This is a genomic window from Lutibaculum baratangense AMV1 (assembly GCF_000496075.1).
GTDB classification, from domain to species: domain Bacteria; phylum Pseudomonadota; class Alphaproteobacteria; order Rhizobiales; family Tepidamorphaceae; genus Lutibaculum; species Lutibaculum baratangense.
On record NZ_AWXZ01000040.1, the window covers coordinates 158,637 to 179,169 of the forward strand.

The following is a 20,533-nucleotide window of genomic DNA, read 5'->3' on the forward strand; positions in this document are numbered from 1 at the left end:
GCAGAAGCGCCGTTATGACCGGGCGGGACTGCCGGCGAGGGAGAACCTGAGCTCGCAGACGGCGCCGGGGTCGCTGCGATAAGCGAGCGTGCCGCCGATCTGCTGCGCGAGCGACTGGATGATGCGCGTGCCGAGATTCCGGGACTGGCCGTCGAGGAAGTCGGCCGGCCAGCCGGGGCCGTCATCGGCCACGGTCAGCGCCACCCTGCGCTCGAATTGGCCGTCAGCATCCGCGATCTGCTTCAGTCCCACCCGCAGCCGCCCGGCCCGGCCGTCGGCGAAGGCGTGCTCGATGGCGTTCGAGATGAGCTCCGTCGCGATCAGGCCCAGCGGGACGGCGAGGTCGGCCGGGATGCTCACCGGATCCGCCTCGACCTCGTAGGAGACGTGCGGCGCGTTCGCCGCCTCGAGGAGGTCCGGTCCGAGCGACAGGAGATACGGGCCGAAATCGACGTTCTGCTGGCCGGGGTCGTGCAACTGGCGCTGGATCTTCGAGATGAGGTTCACGCGCGCGGCCGCCCGCGCCAGAACGCTCGCCGCCTCGCCGTGGAGCCCGCGCCGCTGCGCGTTGAGCATGGCCGACACGACGGCCAGGTTGTTGGACACCCGATGCTGCAGCTCCTTGAACATCAGGTCGCGCTCGGCCGCGAGACGGGCGGCCTTCTCCCGCTCCGCTTCGAGCCGGTCGAGGGCCTGGTGCATCCAGTGGATGAGCGAGATGTCGACGGCGATGATCGCGACGTAGAAGCCGAGCGCCAGCGCCGCTCCACCATTAAGGGCGAAGGAGAGATGCGGGGGAATGAAGAGGTACCAGGAGGCGAAGCCGCAGGCGACTCCGGTGACGATGCCGGGCCAAAGCCCCGCGAAGAAGGCGGTGAGGATGACGGCGGGAAAGAAGGTGAGGTAAGGGAAGCCAGAGGGGAGGTCGCTGTCGAGCCAGTAGCGGAGGCCCGTGCTGACGACGACCGCCGTCGCCGCGAACAGCCACCGGTGAGTCGCACTGTCGCGAAGCCTCCTCGTGCGGACGAGCGCCCTCTGGACGAGGTTCAGCGTGCCTGTCCGGCCGCCGGACTGCTCGATGGCGATCTCTTCGCCTGCGGATGTCACTCATTGCCTCCTGGCCACGCGGGGCGCGTGCGCGTCTCTCCGGCGCCGCTTCTACAACGGCGACATCACCGTCGGGAAGTCGACATTTTCCCGCAGTGTGAGAGACTTGCGCCCACGAGGGGCCCTGGCCGGCAACCGTGGAGGGCAGTAACCCGTCCCACGGTCGCCGGGATCATCGCCGGAGCCCGCGAGGATCGCCGCTTCAGGCGATCCTCATCACCACGCGCCCGTCGATCCTGCCGTCGCGCATCCGGTCGAAGATGTCGTTGATGTTGTCGAGGCTGTCCCAGCTGAAATGGGAGGCGACCTTGCCTTCCCCTGCGAACTGCAGGGCCTCGACGAGGTCCTGCCTCGTGCCGACGATCGAGCCTCGGACGGTGATCCGGTTCAGGACCACGTCGAAGATCGGCAGCGGGAAGTCGCCGGGCGGCAGGCCGACCATGGACATCGTGCCGCCGCGCCGCGTCATCGCCAGGGCCTGCGCGAAGGCGGGGCGCGAAACGGCGGTCACAAGGATGCCGTGGGCGCCGCCATCGGTGATCTGACGCACCTGCTCGACCGCGTCGTTGGCGCGCGCGTCCACGGTCGCGTCCGCGCCGAGCTCTGCGGCGAGCTTCAGCTTGTCCTCGGCGACGTCGACGGCCACCACGTGCCGGCCCATCGCCTTCGCGTACTGCACCGCCATGTGGCCGAGCCCGCCGATGCCGGAGACCGTTACCCAGTCGCCCGGCTTCGTGTCCGTCTCCTTCAGGCCCTTGTAGACGGTGACGCCCGCGCACAGGACGGGGGCCGCCGCGCCGAAGTCGAGGTTGTCCGGCAGGTGTCCCACATAGTTCGGGTCCGCCAGCACGTATTCGGCGAACCCGCCATTCACCGTGTAGCCCGTCATCTGCTGGTCGTAGCAGAGCGTTTCCCAGCCCGTGCGGCAGTGCTCGCAGTGGCCGCAGGCCGTGTGCAGCCACGGCACGCCGATCCGGTCGCCTTCCTTCACCGCCGTAACCTCCGCTCCCACGGCCGCGACGTAGCCGACGCCCTCGTGGCCGGGGATGAAGGGCGGCGTCGGCTTGACCGGCCAGTCGCCACTCGCCGCGTGCAGATCCGTGTGGCAGACGCCCGATGCTTCGACCTTCATCAGGATCTGGCCGCGCCCGACCTCCGGCACCTTCATGTCCTCGATCACGAGAGGCTTGCCGAGCTCGCGGACGACCGCAGCCTTCATCATCTTCGCCATGTGCAGAAACTCCCGGGCTGATGGCGTCGTTGATCGTTCGGGTAGGCGAAAGAGGCGGGAGGCGCCATGATCTGGCGCAAGGACAATGCCGCGGCGGTCCGTCTCCTGCCGGTCACGCGCGGCGCCGTCATGGCGCCGTCGCGGCATTCGTCATAAGGGTTTTCGAAGGAGCAGCCACCGCTCCGCCTGTGCGAGATTGAGGACGAGCGCATGAAGATCGCGATGATCGGGACCGGGTATGTCGGTCTCGTCTCTGGCGCCTGCTTCGCCGACTTCGGCCACGAGGTCGTGTGCGTCGACAAGGACGAGCTGAAGATCAAGCGTCTCCTGAAGAACGAGATCCCGATCTACGAGCCGGGGCTCGACGTTCTGGTGGCGGGCAACCAGACGGTCGGCCGGCTCTCCTTCACGACCGATTTGCCGAGCGCGGTGAAGGGGGCGGACGCGGTCTTCATCGCCGTCGGCACGCCGTCGCGGCGCGGCGACGGCCATGCCGACCTCTCCTACGTCTACGCCGCGGCCGAGGAGGTGGCGAAGGCGGCCGACGGCTACGTCGTCGTCGTCACGAAGTCGACCGTGCCCGTGTGCACCGGCGACGAGGTCGAGCGGATCGTGCGCGAAGCGCGGCCGGACCTGAAGATCGACGTCGCCTCGAACCCCGAGTTCCTGCGCGAGGGCTCGGCGATCGAGGACTTCAAGCGGCCGGACCGCGTCGTCATCGGCGTCGAGAACGAGAAGGCGCGGGAGGTCATGCGGCTTCTCTACCGCCCGCTCTTCATCAACGAGACGCCGCTCCTGTTCACCAGGCGGCGGACGGCGGAACTGACGAAATACGCCGCGAACGCCTTCCTCGCGACGAAGATCTCCTTCATCAACGAGATCGCCGACCTCTGCGAGAAGACGGGCGCGGACGTGCAGGACGTCGCCCGCGGCATCGGCCTCGACCGGCGCATCGGCTCGAAGTTCCTGCATGCGGGGCCGGGCTTCGGCGGCTCGTGCTTCCCGAAGGACACGCTGGCGCTCGTGCGCACGGCCGAGCAGTTCGAGGCGCCGACGCGGATCGTCGAGGCGGTGATGCAGGTGAACGACGCGCGCAAGGGCCGCATGGCCGACCGGATCATCGAGGCCTGCGGCGGCTCGCTTCAGGGCAGGACCGTGGCGGTGCTGGGCGTGGCTTTCAAGCCGCAGACCGACGACATGCGCGAGGCGCCGTCGATCGACATCGTGGGCCGGCTGAAGGCGGCGGGCGCGACGGTGAAGGCCTACGACCCCGCGGCGATGGGAGAGGCGAAGAAGATCGACGCCTTCGCGGGCGTCGTCTGGTGCAACTCCTCCTACGAGGCGATGGCGGGCGCGGACGCGCTGGCCATCCTCACGGAGTGGAACGAGTTCCGCGCGCTCGATCTCGGCCGTGTCAGGCGCCTCCTGACTGCGCCCGTCATCGTCGACCTCAGGAACATCTACACGCTCGAGGAGATGCGCGAGAAGGGCTTCACCTACGTGTCGGTGGGGCGACCGGCCGTGGCGGGCGAGGTCGTCGAGGTGGCACCGCCGCTCGAGCGCGCCACAGAGCAGGGCTAGGACGCGAAAAGGGCCCGGCCGACAACGCGGCGCGAGCCCTTTGCGTGTCTCCGCGAAGGCGTGGCGCCGCCAGGCGCCGTGTTCGCGGCAATTCGTGAAGCGGCGGGCGCTAGCGCCCCTCCGCGAGACGGGTCAGCGGCGCCCGCCTGCGACCGCCTTGCGCTTCGGCTTGGCGATCAGGCCCTCGCGCTGCGCCATCTTCCGCGCAGCCTTGCGGGCGCGGCGGATCGCTTCGCCCTGCTCGCGGGCGCGCTTCTCGGACGGCTTCTCGTAAGAGCGGCGGCGCTTCATCTCGCGGAAGACACCTTCGCGCTGAAGCTTCTTCTTGAGGGCCCGGATGGCCTGCTCGACGTTGTTGTCACGGACGAAAACTTGCAGGGGTCTCTCCTTTGCCGATCATGTTGGTCATCACCGCCGGTGACGGCCGCAGCGGGGCGACCTGTCGCATCAGCGGATCCAGGGTACGATCAGTCCGGCCTTCGACCACAGAGGGAAGGCGCCAGATCCTTCGGAACGAAATTGGAGCGGAAAGGTTCCGCTCCAAGCAACCAACGCCCGAGCGTCCGGCACAGCAGCCGCAAATGGCAGACCGTCACGCGAACGGCCTGCCGTGGCGCGCTTCAAGCCGAACTCGAGCGTCGGGATGAGGCTGCTCAGAGCGCCTCGAGATTCGTCGCGGCGGGCTTGCCCGAGCGGCGGTCGTTCTCGACCTCGTAAGAGAGCTTCTGACCCTCGGCGAGGGCGGACATGCCGGCGCGCTCGACGGCAGTGGCGTGGACGAACACGTCCGGGCCGCCCTGGTCGGGCTGGATGAAGCCGTAGCCGCGATCGTGGTTGAAGAACTTGACGGTACCAGTGGCCATTTGGGCCTCCTTTGAAACACGCGAAATTGCGTTTCGGCTCGATGCGACCCTTCGCGCGAGCCGTTATCCGAAATGAGCGATGTCTTGGGAGAGGCCGAAAGTCCGGCAGTCAAGGCAGAGCGCAGTCTCGAACAGGCGCATATATGGACTCTCGCGAGCCGCAAGGCAATCCACCAGCGCCGAAATTGCGCCCTCGTCTCACGTGGTGTGGGACGGCGCATAGCCGAGCCGGACCGCCGTCATCTCCGTGGTCCTGCGGATCAGAGCCTCTTCCGCGGCGTCGAATGTGGGGCGGTAGTAGGACGGGGCGCTGACGAGCCCCCTGGCGGTGTCCGGCAAATCCCCCGCCTCGAGGTCGCAGTGCGCGAGGACGCGGCTCATCGTACCTGCCGGATCGGCGCACATCTCCTCGTAGCGCACCACGTGGATGGCGGAGGCGAGCGCGGGGTCTCGCTCCAGGCTGTCGACGACGTGGCCATAGACGATCGACCAGTGCAGCGCCCAACCCTCGACCTCCCGCCCGTCCCGCCACAGCCGCATGACCTCCTCGGCGCCCTCGCCACCCGTGTTGATCGATCTGCGGTCGGGCCCGAACTCGAAGTGCCCCGTCCGCCGCAGGTGCCGCGCCACCCTCGGATCGGCCTCGGCGTCGCGGCAGAACAGCCGATGCTGCTTCATGAGCGAAGCTATGTGCCAGAGGGGATCGCGCACCGGCACGACGAACCGAGCGTCGGGGAAGAGCTTCAGGAGGTAGTCGAGGCGGGTGACGTTGTAATTGCCCTTGGCGAGGTAGCGGGTTCCGCCGCGCAGCGCGAGCAGCTTGCGGATGTGGTCGCGGTAGAAGGCCTCGAACGCGGCGTGCGACGTCTCCCCGTCCAGCACCGAACTCCTCGAGGGATCGTGGAGGTGCTCGAAGAAGGCCATCCAGAAGACCTCCTCGAAGGCTTCGGGGCTCTCTGGCGTCACGAGGATGCGGTCCTTGTGCGCGCGCTCCTCGGCCTCCTGCTCCCGGGTGCCCGCCCGGTCGACGAACCAGTTCCAGGCGAGAGGGGTCAGCACCGGCGGGAAGTCGCGATACCTGTGGGTCGCGACGTCTTCGTGGCGGGCCAGAAGCTCGAGCAGCATCGTGCTGCCGGATCGTGCGAGGCCGGTGACGTAGATCGGCGCGACGATGTCGCTGCCCTCGATCCGTTCTCGCGCGAGGCGGGATTCCATTCCGCCCAACCGGATCCAGGCCCAGGGATGTCGCTCCACGAGCCCACCCAGAAAGTCCATCCACCCGCTGACGCTCGATCTGGCGTCGCTCGTCTGCGTCATGGTTCAGCTCCGCTACTCGATTCGTCGCACGTGCTTGAGGGCGAGCGACATGAGGACGAGCGCGGGGAAGAACACGAACTCCCACCGCCGCGTCCACCACGGGCCGGCGCTGAGCATCTCGCGGCCCGGCAGATCCAGCGTGATCCAGTCGATCGGCAGCTGCTCCGACAGATAACCGGCCGGATTGCCGATCAGGGCGTTCCACCAGCGCCGCTTGTGGATCACCGGCACCGGCGCCTCGACCGGAACCTCGGCGACCGTCTCGCCCGAATCGCTCGTGATGCGGGCGAGGCGGGGCGCGCCGTCCACCCATTCGCCGCTATAGCCGGGGGGCGCCGTCACCTCGACGCGCTGCCCGGCAGCCGGCAAGTCACGCCCGTAGCTGCTGTCGAGCCAGATGATCAGCATCAGCAGCGGCAGCGAGGCGATCAAGGTCGACGGCAACACGACGATGACGCGCTTGAGCGCCAGGCCGAGCATCTCGCGGATCAGCGGTCCGGCGCCCTCGAAGGGCCCGTCATAGCCCGCGAGCCGCGCCTGGGCGTCTGCGAGGCGGGTGCGCAGGCCGGCGATCTTCGCCTGGGGCGACAGGGCTCTGTAAAGCTCCATCGAGGCGAAGGACGCGACCACGGCCCATAGGACGACGACGAGGACGGTCGGCAGAAGCCGGCCGAGCTGGCCGTCGACCCATGAGAACAGCGGGGCGGGCAGATCGAGGAGACCCATGGCTCACCCCTCGCGGGGCGGCTGCGCCGTGGAGGGGCTGCCCGTCATGCCGGCGCCCGCGCCGGTGCCCGTCGTGGATCCGCTCGCCTGCCCGCCCTTCCGCCGCCGCATCAGCTTGCGGATGGGCCAGGCCACGACGAAGGCGATCGCCAGTCCGACGGCGGCCACCAGGGCCCACAGGGCGCCGAGGAGGCTCAATCCGGCCCCGGGCCCGACATAGGCCGAGGCGGCCGTCGGGAGGAGGGCGAGGGTCGTCGCGATGAAGATGAACCGTGTCATGCCGGGGTCCTTTCGATTGTCTGCGATGCCTGGAAGGTGCTGGTGAAGCTCTCGTCGAGGTCGTCGGGCATGATCCGCTGGCCCCAGCAGACGATGGGGATGCGGCCTTCTCCCTCGCCGCCGCGGACGGGGTTGACGTACTCCCAGACGATCTCGCCCTGGCGCGTCACTTCGAGCAGCCGGCCGCCGCTCGATTCGGTGATCAGCGTGTTGCCGTTCGCGAGAGCCTGTTGGGAGGACCTGATCATGCTGTCGAGCGGGTCGTCCGGCGTGCCGCCGTACTCCCACACGATCGCGGAGTTGCGCGGGTTGTACTCGAGCACGCGCGAGCGGGCGTTCGGACGGTCGTAGTTCCCGTAATTGTCGAACAGCAGGATGTTGCCGTTCGGAAGGATGTCGGGATCGTGCTGGCCCAGCCATTCGGAGCGTCTGGCCCACGTCACCGTCTCGCTCGGCAGGTCGAGAACCACGATCGCCTGAAGCTCTCGGAAGGACAGCATCACCTGGCCCTCCTCGCCCGGCGCGAAGTTCACCGCGTCCTCCGCGGTGATGTAGTCGACCGTGTTCGCGTGGAGCGGGTCCGCGACGGCGTAGGAGGTGACCGTGTGCAGCATCTGCCGGAACTCGGAGCGCGCCATCGCATCGATCAAGGAGACCTTCACGAGCTCCTCTCCCTCCGGCGAGAGCACGACGAGGAAGTCGTCGAGGCGCGGCCGGGCGAGGTTGTCGAAGCCGTCGATCTTCGTGTCGACGAACTCGTGGGTGAGCAGGTAGATCCGACCGTCGGGGCCGATGTCGATGTCGTGGTGGGTGTGGTCGAGGTAGCTCCAGATGACGTTGGAGTCCTTGTCGAGCTTCACCGCGCCGTAGCCGTAAGGGGTGTCGCCCGCCGCCTCGTAGATCGCGAGGAGGTCGCCGTTCGGATAGACCATCGCCTTGCGGAAATAGACGTTCTGGTCGGGCAGAGGGTTCTTCACCCGTGCGGTCTCGTTCCAGACCGTGCTGAAGGGCCGCGACCACTGGTGGATCACCTGGCCGTCCATCCCGATCAGGAAGGCGGCCGCCTCGTGGCCGCTCGTGTAGAGGGTGAAGCCGTCCTGCGCCCGATCCGCGTCGTGGACCGTCACGCCTTTGTCCGGGCGCCGCTCCGGATACCAGAGATCGGAGCGGTAAACGTCACGCGTCGTCGTCGTCTGTTCGTAAAGGGCCCGGCCGCCCTGGTAGGCGTTGGCGATCTGGGGGCCCGGAGGCACGCCGGCGGTCGTGAGGACGGCACCGGCCACGAAGGCGATGAAGACGACGGCGACGAGGAACGCCGCGAGGAAGATGCGGTCGCCAGACGAGCTGGATGGATTATCCGTGGGACCGTCCGCTGGCGTCTGCGGCATGGCGCGCTCACTCCTCTTCACTTGTCTCTGGCGCAACAAAGCGACCGCTCTGGGCCATAAAATGGAGAGAAGGGGGCGACGCTGCCCCATTCATGGACCTGCTTGACGGGAATCGGTCGCCAAACGCCGGGACCTTCTTCTTGTTCCCTGGCGGTGGCGGTTTCGGAGACAAGGCCTGTGCAGGCCGATCTCGTTCACGAGAAGAGGCGTGCTTGCCGCTGCCCGTGAGACGGCAGCGGGTCGTCTGTGCAGCCGGCGGCGTTCCCGCTAGCGGACGATGGTGATGCGTTCGGCGGCGCGGGTGATCGCCGTGTAGAGCCAGCGCTCGCGGGTGTCGCGGAAGGCGAAGCTCTCGTCGAAGAGGACGAGGTCGTCCCACTGCGAGCCTTGCGCCTTGTGCACGGTCAGGGCGTAGCCGTAGTCGAACTCGTCGGAGTTCCGGCGCTTCGCGAAGGGCACGTTCTCCGGCCCCTTGTCGAACAATTCCTTCAGCACGCGAATCTTGGCGGAGGGTCCCCGCGGACCCTCGTCCTCGCTCTTCACGAGCAGGTTGACCGCGGGCCCGTTCGAGAGCCCGAGCGAGGTCACGCGCCAGAGGCCGCCGTTCAGCAGCCCCTTCTCGGAGGAGTTCCTGAGGCAGACGAGCTTCTCGTCGACCTGCGGGTAGGGCTCGGTGAAGTCCTTCAGCTCGCGGATGCGCCGGTTGTACTTGTGGCGGGTGCGGTTGATGCCGAGGAGCACCTGGTCGGCCGACAGGACGGTCTCCGCGTCGATCTCGTCACGCCCGATCACGCGGCTCGACCCGTACTCGCCGTAGTCGAGGTGCCCGCCCTCGCGCACCGTCTGCGCGAGGTCGATGATCGGGTTGTCGCGCGCCTGCCGGTGCACCTCGGTCAGCAGGATGTCGGGCTCGGCCTCGGTGAAGAAGCCACCCCCGGAGACCGGAGGCAGCTGCCCGGGATCGCCGAGCACCAGCACCTTCGTGCCGAAGGAGAGGAGGTCGCGGCCGAGCTCCTCGTCGACCATCGAGCATTCGTCGATGATCACGAGCTCCGCCTTCGCGACCTGGCTCGTGCGGTTGAGCGAGAAGGCGGGCAGGGTCTCGCCCGTCTCGTCCTCCGTCTCCTCGCCGCGCGGCCGGTAGATCAGCGAGTGGATCGTCCGCGCGTTCGCGCAGCCCTTGTTGCGAAGCACCTGCGCGGCCTTGCCGGTGAAGGCGGCGAACAGGACGTCGCCGTCCACCCCTTCGGCGATCTGCCGGGCGAGCGTCGTCTTGCCGGTGCCGGCGTAGCCGAAGAGCCGGAAGACCTGCGAATCCTTCTCCTTCAGCCACCTGGAGACGGCCGTCATAGCCTCGTCCTGCTGGGGGGAAGGTTTCATCGGATCGTCTGTCCGCTGGGGTGGAGATGCCGGGCGGCGCCGGTGGGGAGCCGCCGGCACGGCCGCGGCGACGGGAGTATGTCCCTTCGAGGTCGAGAACGCAACGGGAACGACGTCAGCCCCACCACGCCTTCTCGTCGACGATGACCACGTCCGGGTCGTACATGCGCCAGTGGGCGCCCTCCGCGACGCGGGAGACCTCGGCCGCACTCGAAGCGGGCTCGGCGCCTTCCGCCAGGGAGATGTAGATCGTGCCGGAGACAGGGTGGCCCTCGTCGCGCAGTGCGACGTCGGCCCTCCTGACGAAGGGCAGGGCCTCGACCGCGCGGCAGACGTCGCCGGTGATCGGGTCCGGCGCCTGGCGCTTCGGAGTCATCGGAACCTCGTCCGCCAGGTCCTTCAGCGCCTGCACGACGTGGACGCGCCCGTCGTTGAGGACGTCGAGCGAAATGACGAGCGCCGCCACGGCGTCCGCCCACCAGAAGCCGAATCCGACCCCGACGATGCCGCCGATGCCGGCGAGCGCCGTCATCCAGTCGGCCCGCTGCATCGCGGCGTCGGCGACCAGCACCTTGTCGTGGATCGCCTCCGCGACCGGCATCTTCATTCGCCCCAGGATCACGGGCGGGACGGCGCTGTAGGCGAGGGCGGCGATCATCACCCAGCCCATCCAGATGTCATGGCCGAAGATCTCGATCGGCCCGATCGTCGGATGATCGCGGGTCAGAAGGGCGGTGGCACTGTCGTAGATCAGGTAGAGGGCGAGGATCACGACCGTGGTCGCCGCCACGAGATAGGCGATCGGGATCACCTTGTAGTAGCCGAAAGGGAAATGCTCGTCGGGCGGCTTGCGCTCGAAGCGACGGGCGATCAGGAAGGCGGCCGCCGGGACGAGGCCGAGAATGTCCTCGATCCAGGCCGCCCGCATCGCCTGCGAGCTGCCCATGGCGAAGGCCATGACGAGGATGATGGTCGTCATGAAGAACAGCGTCGCCCATTCGAGCCGATGCGCCCGCCGGAGTTGGCGCGCCTGCTCCTCCGGCCACACGAAGGGCTGGCGCAGCTTCATCGCGTGTCCGTCAGGAGGCGTGCATGAAGTTCGCCCTTGTTGGCCTTCAGGAAGCGTTCGAGCGACATGAGCCAGGCGTTCTCCCCCTTCCCGACGGCCAGGACGTGCTTCCGCGTCGACAGCGTCTCGACCGTCCTGTCGCTCGGCGCCACCTGTCAGGAGGGCTTGACCTCGAGCGAGGCCGTGCTCCCCGCCATATCGGGTGCGACCGGCACACCGCCGGCGGCGCGGACCGCCGCCGCCTCGACGGTGCCCGGCGAAACCGCGACCGTGTTTCCCTCGACGCGTTCCGGGCCGCCGCTTCCCGGCGCGACAGCGACGAGCGCCGTCTCGAGGTAGGGGCGGGTCAGCGCGACGCGGTCGCCCCAGGCGCTGTCCTGCGTGAGGCCGCCGACGACCAGATGGATGCGCCGCGCCTCCAATGCCTCCAGCACCTCCTCCGGCGTGCCCCGGATCCACTCCACCTCCGCGTCGAGCGATGCCGCGAAGGCCGCCGCCAGCTCGACCTCCAACCCCTGTGGCACCCCGTCCTCGATTGCGACCCAAGGGCTTGCCTCGATGAGGCCCACCTCGATCGTGCCGCCCCGCGCCGACTGGAGCGTGCCGTCCGGATCCCGGGGGAACTCGTCGCAGGCGGAGAGGGGCATGGCCAGAACACAGGCGAAAGCGATGGCCGGCAGACGGCGGTGAGGCGGAGGTCGGCGCATGTCGGATGCCTCGGAGGGGACGACCGGCGCGGCATCACGCCGTTTCACCGGTCCGTCCTGCACCAAATGGCGTGCCGCCTCGACATGTTCCCGAAGCCGCTGCGGTGCGCCGAAGATCCGCGATGGACCGGCCGGCCTATTCGGGGCACCCTCGACGCACGCTCTCCCGACGCGAGGTGCCGCAACGCCATGTCCTTTCTCGGCTTCTTCGGCTTTCTCGGCCGCAGCCACGACCTTCGCCAACTCGACGCCGCGCTGCGGGCCTTCGACCTTCATCCGCGCATCGTGCCGGAAGCGGTCAAGCTCGCGCTCCTGAGGCTCGTGAAGGACACCCCGCAGGGCGACGACTTCCGGCCGGCCGCCTCGCTCCTCGCCTACTGCATGCTCGGGCCGCAGGGCTTCGCCCATGCAAACGGGGAGGAGGCGACGCTGGAGCAGGAAGCGCGCATCGAGCGGGCGTTGGCGGCGGGGCAGGGGACGGATGCGGAGATCGTGCTGCTCGCGCTTCACGCCAAGGTCGTCCAGCCGAGCGTGGTCGACCTCTTCGACCTGCGCAGCGAGCAGAGCGGATGAGGAAAGGTTGGGAGCCGGTTCTCAGCCGGCATCCCGCTCTCACCTGCCGATTTGGCCTCAGGCGGCGGCCGGCGCCGTCGTGGGCCCGCGCGTCCGCCAGAGCACGAACAGCATGATCGCCACGTTCACGAGGTTGAACGCGATGCCGTTCAGGAAGGCCGCCTGGTAGGAGGCCGTCAGGTCGTAGATCGCGCCCGACATCCAGCCGCCGAGCGCCATGCCCATGACGGTGGACATCAGCACGAGCCCGACCCGCTGCCCTGCCTCGCGGGCCGGCAGGTATTCCCGCACGATGATCGCGTAGCACGGCACGATGCCGCCCTGCGCGAGCCCGAAGATCAGCGACACGACGTAGAGCGAGGCCAGCCCGTCGAACGGGATGTAGAAGAGGAGGGCCAGGAACTGGAGGACCGAGCCTATGAGCAGCGTGCGCACGCCGCCGATCAGGTCGGCGACGAACCCCGACAGGATCCGGCTCGCGACCCCTCCCAGCAGCATCAGCGACAGCATCTGCGCGCCCACCGCCACGCCGTATCCGAGATCGGCGGAATAGGCGACGATATGGACCTGCGGCATCGACATGGCGACGCAACAGCCGACGCCCGCCGCCACGAGCAGCCATTGCAGCGTCCGCGGCGAGAGGTCGATCGCCTGCCTCGGCGGAACCGGCACAGCGCCCGCGGCCGAGACATGCAGCGGCCGCCGGCGCAGCGCCAGCGCGAGCGGAATCATGACCGACACGCAGACGATGGCGATGACGAGATAGGCGCTGCGCCAGCCATCCGCGGCGAGGACGTCCTTCAGGGCCATCGGCCAGACGACCCCGGCGAGATAGTTGCCGCTCGCCGTGATCGCCACCGCGAAGCCGCGCTGCCGGTCGAACCAGTGCGAGATGTCCGCAATCAGCGGGGCGAAGGTCGCGGATGCGCCGAGGCCGATGAGGCCGGCGTGCAGGACCGCGAACTGCCACAGCCCTTCCGAGACGGCCGCCAGCGCATAGCCCGCACCGAGCGCCACTGCCGCGCCGACGATGCAGACCGTGATGCCGAACCGGTCGACCGCGCGGCCGAGCAGCAGGTTGCCGACGGCGAAGCCGATCATCGTCGCGGTGTAGGCGAGCGAGGCGTCTCCCCGGTCGACCGCGAATTCCGCCTGGACCTCCGGCAGGACGAGGATGACCGACCAGAGCCCGACATTGCCGACGGTCGCGAGAACGAGCGATGCCACGAGCCGCGCCCAGGAATAGCGGCCGTCGAGGACCGTTTCGCGTTCGCCGTACTCCAGCTGCGCCTGCGCCACGTTGCCTCTCGCCACTTCCTCTCCAGCACTGCCTATACTCTCCTGGCAGCCCGGTACATCCGCACCACTGACATCGCATGTCACCATTGCGGCTGGCGCGCACCCTCCTTAGACCTCTGCCGGTCCCCCTGCGAACCCCGTCCCGCGGCCACCGATCATGCTTCCCGTCGACGCCATCCTTCCCGAGCTTCTCACGACGCTCGACGCGCACAGCCGGGCGGTCCTCATTGCGCCGCCGGGCGCCGGCAAGACGACGGGCGTGCCGCCGGTGCTGCTGGACGCCGCCTGGCGGCGCGACGGCCGGATCATCGTCGTCGAGCCCCGGCGGCTCGCGGCCCGTGCCGCCGCCGCCCGCATCGCCGCGCTGCGCGGCGAGGAGGTGGGCCGGACCGTCGGCTACCGCGTCAGGAACGACACGACGATCTCGGCGGTCACGCGCATCGAACTCGTGACGGCGGGCGTCTTCGTCCGGATGATCCTCGACGATCCGGGGCTCGACGGCATCGCCGCGATCCTCTTCGACGAGGTGCACGAGCGCGCGCTCGACGTGGATCTGGGCCTCGCGCTCGCTCTGGAGGCGCAGGGCGCGTTGCGCGAGGACCTGAGGCTTCTCGCCATGTCCGCGACCCTCGACGGGCGGCGCTTCGTCGATCTCTTCGGCGGTGCCCCGGTCGTGGAGAGCGAGGGGCGGCTTCATGCCGTGGAGACGAGCTATCTCGGAAGCGAGCCCGGGGCCCGCGTCGAGGATCGCGTCGCACGGGCGGTCCTGAAGGGGCTCGCGGAGGAGGAGGGCTCGATTCTCGCCTTCCTGCCGGGACAGGGGGAAATTTCCCGCACGGTCGAACGCCTGGCGGAGAGGCTGCCGGCCGACACCGATCTCGCGCCGCTCTACGGCGCGCTCGATGCCCGGGCACAGGACCTAGCCATCCGTCCGGCAGCGCCCGGCCGGCGCAAGGTGGTGCTCGCGACCTCGATCGCCGAGACGTCGCTGACGATCGAGGGCGTGCGGCTCGTGGTCGATTCGGGCCTCTCCCGCCGCCCCCGCTACGAGCCGGGCTCGGGCCTCACGCGGCTCGAGACGGTGCGGGCGTCGCGCGCCGCCGCCGACCAGCGCAGGGGCCGCGCCGGGCGCACGGAACCGGGCGTCTGCTACCGTCTCTGGGACGAGCCGCAGACGGCCTCGCTCCAGCCCTTCGACACGCCGGAGATCCTCGCCGCCGACCTCGCGGATCTCGCGCTCACGCTCCTCGCCTGGGGCGCGGCGGATCCGTCGGTGCTTCGCTGGCTGGACGCGCCGCCGGCCGCCGCCTACGCCGAGGCGCTCGACCTGCTGACCCGCCTCGGCGCGCGGGATAAAGCGGGCGGCCTCACCTCCCACGGCCGCAGGCTCGCCGAGCTGCCGCTTCCCCCGCGGCTCGCCCACATGCTGCTTCAGGGCGCGGCCTCCCGAGAGGGACGGCTGGCGGCGGACATCGCCGCCATCCTCTCCGAGCCCGGTCTCGGCGGACGCGACACCGATCTTCCCGCCCGACTCGAGAGCTTCCGCCGCGATCGCGGCCCCCGCGCGAGGGCCTCGCGCGACGCCGCCGCCCGCTGGGCGGCGATGGCGGAACGGCTGACGGCGCGGGATGACGCCCTGCCGCAGCCGCCCGACGCGGCCACGCTGCTGGCGCTCGCCTATCCCGAGCGGCTGGCGCAGCAGCGGGGCGGGCGCGGCCGCTTCCGCATGGCGAACGGCAGCGGCGCAAGGCTCGACGGGGGGGATCCGCTCGCCGATGCCCAGTTCCTGGCGATCGGCGAGGTGCAGGGGGGCGGACCGGACGGCCGCATCCTGCTCGCCGCCCGCACGGACCGGGAGACGATCGAGGCGGTGTTCGCCGACCGCATCGTGGAGGAGGAGCGGCTGGACTACGACAGCGCCGCGGACGGGCTGCGCGCGGTCCGCCTGCGCCGGCTCGACGCCCTCGTGCTCCGCGAAACACCGATCGAGGTGCCGCGCGACGAGCGGGCTGCGATGCTCCTCGCCGACGCGGTGGCGCGGCGCGGGCTCGCCTCCCTCCCCTGGCCGGAGGACATCGCCCGGCTGCGCGAGCGCGTGGGCTTTCTCCGCCGCCACGACCCGAGCTGGCCTGACCTGTCGGACGAGGCGCTGGTCCGGCGCCGCGAGGAATGGCTCCTGCCCATGCTTCAGGGCAAGAGGCGGCTCGGCGATCCCGGCCCCCGGGACATCCGCGACGCGTTCGCGGCACTCCTGCCATGGGCGCGCATGGCGGAGCTCGACCGGCTCGCGCCGCCACGCTTCGAGGCGCCCTCCGGCACGAGCGCCGCGATCGACTATGCGGGGGAGGAGCCGGTCGTCCGCATCCGCGTGCAGAACCTCTTCGGGCTGGCGACCCATCCGGGCGTCATGGACGGCCGCGTGCCGATCCTCCTCGAGCTCCTGTCGCCGGCGCAGCGGCCGCTCCAGGTCACGCGTGACCTGCCGGGCTTCTGGGCCGGCAGCTGGCGCGACGTGCGCGCCGACATGCGCGGCCGCTACCCCAAGCACGCCTGGCCGGAGGATCCGGCCACCGCGGCGCCGCTCAAGGGCACGAAGCGGCAGGGCTGAGGGTGGCAGCGCCACATTCGCCCGGTATCCGGAGACGATTCTCTCGTTTTCATCCGATCGGGACGCCGGGCGAGGGCGGATTTTAACGTTTTGCGGGAATTGTCCGTCTTGAACAACGCGACGAGTCCTCTCCATGACCGAGACCGGCGGCCACTGGTCCATCGGCGTCGATCCGGCCACCATGCTGGCCGCGAACGCGCTGATCCTGCTCATCATGTCGGTCGTCTTCTTCATCGCTTGGCGTGGCCAGCGCGACGAGAAGACGTGGCTCTCATGGCTCGCCTCGAACCTGGTCCTGGCGGCGGCGGTGGGGCTCTTCGTCCTGGTTCCGCCGGGGCATCTCGATCCCCTCATCTTCCTGCCGAACTGCCTGCAGGTCCTCGGTGTCGGGCTGCGCTGGCGCGCCGCGCGGTGCTTCAATCGGCGGACGACACCGGTGCTCTTCATCGTCCTGCCGGTCGCGCTCACGGGTTCGATCTACGTGGTGAAGCCCTTCATCCCGTTTGCGGACCTCTATGCCCTCGTCAACGCGATCGTGGCCGCGCAGCTCGTCGCCATCGCCTGGGAATACTGGCGCGATCGTCACGACGGCCTGCGCTCGCGCTATGGCCTCGTCGCCGCCTACGGCCTCGTCGCCATGTCCTGCTCGGCCAGGGTGATCCAGGGCCTGACGCTCGACCGCACGGTCGTCGATCTGCCGCACGATCCGCTCCTCGAGGTCCATGTGATGGTGGCCCTGATCCTGACCGTCGCCGGCGGCGCCTTCGCCCTGTCGCTCGCCTACGAGCGCAACTCGCGGGAGCTGAAGCGCCTCGCGATGTGCGACGCGCTGACCGGCCTCTGCAACCGCCGGGCCTTCGACGACGCTATGCGGCGAGAGCTCGCGAACCTGCCCCGCCGCAACTTCGCGCTTCTCCTCGTCGACATCGACCGGTTCAAGGACGTCAACGACCGCTACGGCCATGGCGCCGGCGACGAGGCCCTGCGCACATGCGCCGGCGTGTTCGCCGCGTCGGTCCGGCCGGGCGACCTGGTGGCCCGTATCGGAGGCGAGGAGTTCGCCTTCCTGCTGCCGGGCATCGCCGCCGCCGATGCGATGGCCATGGCGGAGAGGTTGCGGGGGCAGGTCGAGGCGACGGAGATCGTGGCGGGAGAGCACCGGTTCACCGTCACCCTGAGCGCGGGCCTGTTCCACGGGCGCGGCGGCGCCGGCGACTTCGACGCGGTCATGCAGGCGGCCGACCGCAGCCTCTATGCCGCCAAGCATGGCGGGCGCAACTGCGTGGCGTCGTCATCGCTCGCCGCCTGAACGTGGAGCCTCGGTCAGAAGCTCTCCCGCGGCGCGGCGCCGGGTAAGGCTCGCTTAAGTTCCGCATGAAACAGTCGGCTCGAGTTGAGCAGCGGACGGTTCCACAACTGGCGGGTTCCACAACTGATGTGCAGAGTCGGTCCCCAGAAGGGGATGCGCGAGACCGCCAGAAGGGCGGTGCTTGCCGGGCTCGCCACCGACCTGTCGCTTCCACCAGTGACGGTGCAGGCGCGCGATGTGGCGAAGGACAGCGCCGTGACGGCGGTGGCCGAGGTCGCGGCGGTCGGGCGCGGGCGAGATGCCCGTTCCCCGGCGGGCGACATCGGGGCCTTGTGCGTCGGGGTCCCCGGGAGCGTTCGCTTCCGGATCGCGGCCGTATGATCTCGAACTGCGGCGCCCATCAATGTCCATCCGTCTGAAGCTCCTGGCGGGATCCCTCGTCCTGACGCTGGTGACGATCGTGCTCGGCGGCTACGCGCATGTCTCGCAGCGCGAGGTGGGCACCCTCGCCATGCGCATCTACGACGAGACGTTCCTGTCGCTCGACCATCTCCGTTCCGCGCAGAACGCCCTCGTCGAGCTCAGGGCGGACTACAGGATGCTCGACTCGTCGGCGCTTGCGCGCAACGACGAGCTCGAGTCCGGAAACGGCTTCGCCACCTATGGCAGGCGACTGCCCCACATCATCGCCGACCTCGAGTCGGCCGCGGGACGTTCGACGTCGTCCGCAGGCCGTGCCCGCATAGAGGCTCTTCATGCCGATCTCGTGGCACTGCAGGAGGGGAGCCCGCGGCTGTCGCGGCGGCAGCTCCTGGACCAGCTCCTGCGGATCGACCGGGAGCTCGAGACCGCAGTCGAGACCTTCGCGGACGATGGTCTCCGCCTGCGGCGCGAGATCGGCGGCCTCGTCTCGGCTTCCATGCACGAGATGGCGGTGGCGGTGGCCGTCGCGGCGGCGATCGCATTGGCGGCGTCGGTCCTCCTGTCGGGGATGATCGTGCCGCCTCTCAACCGTGCGGTGAAGGTCGCGAAGGCCATCGCCGAAGGGAGGCTCGACAACGAGATCACGCCCGGAGGGCGCGGCGAAACGGCCGATCTCCTGGGCGCGCTCGCGACCATGCAGGACGGGATCGCCGCCCAGCTGCAGCGCATCCAGGACCTGATGGCCGCGCAGGCGAAGACCTACGACCACCGCATCGCGCTGCAGAACGCGCGCTTCCAGGCGGCGCTCAACAACATGTCCCAGGGCCTGTGCATGTTCGACGAGAACGAGCGTCTCGTCGTCTTCAACCGCCGCTTCGCGCAGATGTTCGGCGGCTTCCGGCTGGGCGCGTCCGCCTCGCAGGTGCTCCTGAGCCCCGAGATCAAGCACATTCTCGCACCGGGCACCGACGCGGCCTTCACGCACGAGCTGCCGGACGGGCGCGTCATCTCTATGACCCGCCAGATGATCCCGGAAGGCGGCTGGGTCGACACGTTCGAGGACATCACGGAGCGGCGGCTGGCGGAGCGCCGGCTCAGCCACATGGCCCTGCACGACGGCCTGACCGGCCTGCCGAACCGCGTGCAGTTCCGCGAGACGCTGGCGGCGGCGCTGCGCGACCACGAGTGCCGCGGCGTGGCCGTGCTCTGCCTCGACCTCGACGGCTTCAAGACGGTGAACGACGCGCTCGGCCATCCGGTCGGCGACGCGCTCCTGAAGGCGGCGGCCGGGCGCCTCCTCGGCGCGACCGAGGAGGGCGATCTCGTGGCGCGGCTCGGCGGCGACGAGTTCGCGGTGATCCGCCGGGGCCCCGGCGCGGCGGAGACGGCCGAGGCCATGGCGCGCTCCATGATCGCGCTGCTGGCGGAGCCGTTCCGCCTCGGCGACCACCTCGTGACGGCTGGTGTCTCCGTCGGGATCGCGGCGTCGGGGGGCGCGCACCGGGCGGAGATGTGCGTCGACACGCTGATCAAGAACGCCGACCTCGCGCTCTACCGGGCCAAGAGCGACGGGCGCGGGACCTACCGCTTCTTCGAGCCGGAGATGGACCGGCGGCTGCAGGCGCGCCGCCGCATCGAGCTCGACCTGCGCGGGGCGCTGGAGCGGGGCGAGCTCGAGCTGCACTATCAGCCCTTCGTCGACGTCTCCGCGCGGACCGTGACGGGCGTCGAGGCGCTGCTCCGGTGGACCCACAAGGAGAGAGGGCCCGTCTCGCCGGCCGAGTTCATCCCGGTGGCGGAGGAATCCGGCCTCATCCGGCCGCTCGGCCTGTGGGTGCTGCGCGAGGCGTGCCGCCAAGCCGCCGCATGGCCGCAGTGGCTTGACGTGTCCGTCAACCTCTCGCCGGTGCAGTTCCGGACCGACAGCCTCGTCGGCGACGTGCGTTCGATCCTGGCAGAGACGGGCCTCGATCCGAGGCGCCTGCAGCTCGAGGTGACGGAATCGCTCCTCCTGCAGGACACCCAGTCCGTGCTCGTGAAGCTGCAGGCCTTCCGCGACCTGGGCATCCGCATCTCGATGGACGATTTCGGCACCGGCTACTCCTCGCTCGGCTACATCTCGAAATTCCCCTTCGACAAGATCAAGATCGACCAGTCCTTCGTGCGTGACATCGAGAAGCCCGACAGCCTGGCGATCATCCGCGCGGTGATCGGCCTGAGCCGGGCGCTCGGCATCGCCGTCATCGCGGAAGGCGTCGAGACGGAGGCGCAGCGCGACGCCCTGCGCACGGAAGGCTGCCACGAGATGCAGGGCTATTTCTTCGCGAAGCCGCAGCCGGCGCCGGAGCTCGCCGGCTCGGTGCTGCGGATCGCCCGCGGCTTCGGCATTGCCGAGGACGCGCTCCCCGACGCGCGCCAGGCGGGGGAGCGGACCTCCGCCTTCGCGGCGGCCTGACGAACGGACGGCTCAGGCCCGGCGCCCCTCACGCTGCCGCGCGGCGACATCAGCCGCCTGACCGCGAGGAGGATCAGGACGTTGAGGCCCATGCCGGCTAGAAGCACCAGCGCGTAGGCGACGAGCGGGAGCTCTCCCTCGCCCAAGTCGAGGAAGCCGATCCAGGGCATTGCGAGAAGGGTCGCGAAGGCGGCCGTCCAGCCGGGGGGCGGAGTGGT

19 protein-coding genes are annotated in these 20,533 nt (G+C 69.6%); 6 read left to right on the plus strand and 13 right to left on the minus strand.

The window, feature by feature from the left end:
* Positions 1-12 precede the first annotated feature (12 nt).
* Both N177_RS18510 and adhP read right to left on the minus strand, forming a co-directional pair.
* Complete coding sequence (locus N177_RS18510) at positions 13-1,107, minus strand: sensor histidine kinase (protein ID WP_023433944.1); 1,095 nt, start codon at positions 1,105-1,107, stop codon at positions 13-15.
* A gap of 202 nt (positions 1,108-1,309) precedes the next feature.
* A complete protein-coding gene (gene adhP / locus N177_RS18515; protein WP_040486164.1) occupies positions 1,310-2,338 on the minus strand; it encodes an alcohol dehydrogenase AdhP in 1,029 nt (342 codons plus the stop codon).
* Positions 2,339-2,548: 210 nt separating this feature from the next.
* Between adhP and N177_RS18520 the strand changes: the two genes are divergently transcribed.
* Positions 2,549-3,919: a UDP-glucose dehydrogenase family protein gene (locus N177_RS18520; protein WP_023433946.1), complete on the plus strand. Its 1,371-nt coding sequence runs from the start codon at positions 2,549-2,551 to the stop codon at positions 3,917-3,919.
* Between the two features lie 132 nt (positions 3,920-4,051).
* On the opposite strand, the gene rpsU is transcribed toward N177_RS18520, so the two are convergent.
* The 10 genes from rpsU to N177_RS20775 all read right to left on the minus strand — a co-directional run bounded on the left by rpsU (position 4,052) and on the right by N177_RS20775 (position 11,696).
* The gene (gene rpsU / locus N177_RS18525) at positions 4,052-4,297 is read right to left on the minus strand and encodes a 30S ribosomal protein S21 (protein WP_040486165.1); all 246 of its coding nucleotides are present in this window, start codon (positions 4,295-4,297) and stop codon (positions 4,052-4,054) included.
* Between the two features lie 275 nt (positions 4,298-4,572).
* Positions 4,573-4,782 (minus strand): cold-shock protein, encoded by a 210-nt coding sequence (locus tag N177_RS18530; protein ID WP_023433948.1) that lies wholly within the window; start codon positions 4,780-4,782, stop codon positions 4,573-4,575.
* Positions 4,783-4,980: 198 nt separating this feature from the next.
* Positions 4,981-6,099, minus strand: coding sequence for a sulfotransferase family protein (locus tag N177_RS18535; protein WP_023433949.1), 1,119 nt, complete (start codon positions 6,097-6,099; stop codon positions 4,981-4,983).
* Positions 6,100-6,111: 12 nt separating this feature from the next.
* Positions 6,112-6,825: a hypothetical protein gene (locus tag N177_RS18540; RefSeq protein WP_023433950.1), complete on the minus strand. Its 714-nt coding sequence runs from the start codon at positions 6,823-6,825 to the stop codon at positions 6,112-6,114.
* Between the two features lie 3 nt (positions 6,826-6,828).
* Positions 6,829-7,104 carry a hypothetical protein gene (locus N177_RS18545; protein WP_023433951.1) on the minus strand — a complete coding sequence of 92 codons (276 nt, stop codon included), beginning with the start codon at positions 7,102-7,104 and terminating at the stop codon, positions 6,829-6,831.
* The gene (locus N177_RS18550; RefSeq protein ID WP_023433952.1) at positions 7,101-8,492 is read right to left on the minus strand and encodes an arylsulfotransferase family protein; all 1,392 of its coding nucleotides are present in this window, start codon (positions 8,490-8,492) and stop codon (positions 7,101-7,103) included. The genes N177_RS18545 and N177_RS18550 overlap by 4 nt, the downstream gene beginning before the upstream one ends.
* Positions 8,493-8,759: 267 nt before the next feature.
* Positions 8,760-9,872, minus strand: a complete 1,113-nt coding sequence (locus N177_RS18555) for an ATP-dependent DNA helicase (RefSeq protein ID WP_040486166.1) — start codon at positions 9,870-9,872, stop codon at positions 8,760-8,762.
* Between the two features lie 115 nt (positions 9,873-9,987).
* Positions 9,988-10,941: a cation efflux transmembrane domain-containing protein gene (locus N177_RS18560; RefSeq protein WP_023433954.1), complete on the minus strand. Its 954-nt coding sequence runs from the start codon at positions 10,939-10,941 to the stop codon at positions 9,988-9,990.
* Positions 10,938-11,093: a hypothetical protein gene (locus N177_RS21745; RefSeq protein WP_023433955.1), complete on the minus strand. Its 156-nt coding sequence runs from the start codon at positions 11,091-11,093 to the stop codon at positions 10,938-10,940. Before N177_RS21745 ends, N177_RS18560 begins: the two co-directional genes overlap by 4 nt.
* A 3-nt stretch (positions 11,094-11,096) precedes the next feature.
* A complete protein-coding gene (locus N177_RS20775; protein ID WP_160170945.1) occupies positions 11,097-11,696 on the minus strand; it encodes a transporter substrate-binding domain-containing protein in 600 nt (199 codons plus the stop codon).
* 141 nt (positions 11,697-11,837) lie between these two features.
* On the opposite strand from N177_RS20775, the gene N177_RS18570 reads away from it, so the two are divergent.
* Positions 11,838-12,221 (plus strand): hypothetical protein, encoded by a 384-nt coding sequence (locus N177_RS18570; RefSeq protein ID WP_023433957.1) that lies wholly within the window; start codon positions 11,838-11,840, stop codon positions 12,219-12,221.
* A 57-nt stretch (positions 12,222-12,278) separates the two neighbouring features.
* Here N177_RS18570 and N177_RS18575 read toward each other — a convergent pair whose 3' ends face one another.
* Positions 12,279-13,535, minus strand: a complete 1,257-nt coding sequence (locus N177_RS18575; RefSeq protein ID WP_244444311.1) for an MFS transporter — start codon at positions 13,533-13,535, stop codon at positions 12,279-12,281.
* A 142-nt stretch (positions 13,536-13,677) separates the two neighbouring features.
* Here N177_RS18575 and hrpB point away from each other — a divergent pair, with 142 nt between their 5' ends.
* From hrpB to N177_RS18595, 4 genes are all read left to right on the plus strand, one after another.
* Positions 13,678-16,128 carry an ATP-dependent helicase HrpB gene (gene hrpB, locus N177_RS18580; protein ID WP_023433959.1) on the plus strand — a complete coding sequence of 817 codons (2,451 nt, stop codon included), beginning with the start codon at positions 13,678-13,680 and terminating at the stop codon, positions 16,126-16,128.
* Positions 16,129-16,261: 133 nt separating this feature from the next.
* The gene (locus tag N177_RS20780; RefSeq protein WP_023433960.1) at positions 16,262-17,437 is read left to right on the plus strand and encodes a GGDEF domain-containing protein; all 1,176 of its coding nucleotides are present in this window, start codon (positions 16,262-16,264) and stop codon (positions 17,435-17,437) included.
* A gap of 153 nt (positions 17,438-17,590) precedes the next feature.
* Positions 17,591-17,818 carry a hypothetical protein gene (locus N177_RS21750; RefSeq protein WP_023433961.1) on the plus strand — a complete coding sequence of 76 codons (228 nt, stop codon included), beginning with the start codon at positions 17,591-17,593 and terminating at the stop codon, positions 17,816-17,818.
* A 22-nt stretch (positions 17,819-17,840) separates the two neighbouring features.
* Positions 17,841-20,315 carry an EAL domain-containing protein gene (locus tag N177_RS18595; RefSeq protein WP_023433962.1) on the plus strand — a complete coding sequence of 825 codons (2,475 nt, stop codon included), beginning with the start codon at positions 17,841-17,843 and terminating at the stop codon, positions 20,313-20,315.
* The last annotated feature ends 218 nt before the right edge of the window (positions 20,316-20,533 follow it).

Coding starts and splice junctions, on each gene's coding strand:
- N177_RS18530 (WP_023433948.1), bottom strand. CDS start 4,782: ATGGCCACTGGTACCGTCAAGTTCTTCAACCACGATCGCGGCTACGGC.
- N177_RS21750 (WP_023433961.1), top strand. CDS start 17,591: ATGCGCGAGACCGCCAGAAGGGCGGTGCTTGCCGGGCTCGCCACCGAC.
- N177_RS18560 (WP_023433954.1), bottom strand. CDS start 10,941: ATGAAGCTGCGCCAGCCCTTCGTGTGGCCGGAGGAGCAGGCGCGCCAA.
- N177_RS20780 (WP_023433960.1), top strand. CDS start 16,262: ATGACCGAGACCGGCGGCCACTGGTCCATCGGCGTCGATCCGGCCACC.
- N177_RS18595 (WP_023433962.1), top strand. CDS start 17,841: ATGTCCATCCGTCTGAAGCTCCTGGCGGGATCCCTCGTCCTGACGCTG.
- N177_RS18535 (WP_023433949.1), bottom strand. CDS start 6,099: ATGACGCAGACGAGCGACGCCAGATCGAGCGTCAGCGGGTGGATGGAC.
- N177_RS18540 (WP_023433950.1), bottom strand. CDS start 6,825: ATGGGTCTCCTCGATCTGCCCGCCCCGCTGTTCTCATGGGTCGACGGC.
- N177_RS18555 (WP_040486166.1), bottom strand. CDS start 9,872: ATGAAACCTTCCCCCCAGCAGGACGAGGCTATGACGGCCGTCTCCAGG.
- hrpB (WP_023433959.1), top strand. CDS start 13,678: ATGCTTCCCGTCGACGCCATCCTTCCCGAGCTTCTCACGACGCTCGAC.
- adhP (WP_040486164.1), bottom strand. CDS start 2,338: ATGGCGAAGATGATGAAGGCTGCGGTCGTCCGCGAGCTCGGCAAGCCT.
- N177_RS18570 (WP_023433957.1), top strand. CDS start 11,838: ATGTCCTTTCTCGGCTTCTTCGGCTTTCTCGGCCGCAGCCACGACCTT.
- N177_RS18550 (WP_023433952.1), bottom strand. CDS start 8,492: ATGCCGCAGACGCCAGCGGACGGTCCCACGGATAATCCATCCAGCTCG.
- N177_RS18520 (WP_023433946.1), top strand. CDS start 2,549: ATGAAGATCGCGATGATCGGGACCGGGTATGTCGGTCTCGTCTCTGGC.
- N177_RS18545 (WP_023433951.1), bottom strand. CDS start 7,104: ATGACACGGTTCATCTTCATCGCGACGACCCTCGCCCTCCTCCCGACG.